Annotated in this window: 1 protein-coding gene; it reads right to left on the bottom strand. The window is 45.9% G+C overall.

From position 1 onward, the window contains the following. The coding region (pgk, locus tag J7R13_RS08900; RefSeq protein ID WP_208438315.1) for a phosphoglycerate kinase at positions 1-339 on the bottom strand (339 nt) is incomplete at its 3' end. Between the last annotated feature and the right edge of the window lie 119 nt (positions 340-458).

Genomic DNA, 458 nt, shown 5'->3' with positions numbered 1-458 from the left:
CAGTAAAACACCCCCATTTTGTAATGACTCAACCGCAACCTGCACCACCGAACCGATACAGTCAGGAGCAAACGAAACAGGCTTATTAATGATCTTTTCCAGCACTTGCACAACAGGACGGAGTGAAAACTCTGGCTCTACCTTTCCTTTGGGACGACCACAATGAGAAAGCAGAATAAGTTTAGCACCCCGCTTTTGTAGCTCAACGAGTGTCTCTTTATGCCGCTCTAAGCGTGTCGTATCACAGACCTTACCCTGCGCCATTGGCACATTAAAATCCACCCGCACAAGAACACGTTTTCCAGTGACATCAACATCATCAAGTGTACGAAACCCCATCACTGCTTCCTCTTCACTTTCCATTGTTTCAAATAAAAACGCATCCAACAACCCTGCCCACTTTTCTTTTCACTTACCCCCTCTTTGCTTTTACAAGAGATCCACGACAGCCTATCTCT

It is taken from the genome of Bartonella taylorii 8TBB, assembly GCF_902825155.1.
GTDB classification, from domain to species: domain Bacteria; phylum Pseudomonadota; class Alphaproteobacteria; order Rhizobiales; family Rhizobiaceae; genus Bartonella; species Bartonella taylorii_A.
Note: the sequence above shows the minus strand (reverse complement) of the source record. Positions and strands in the feature narration are given on the sequence as shown.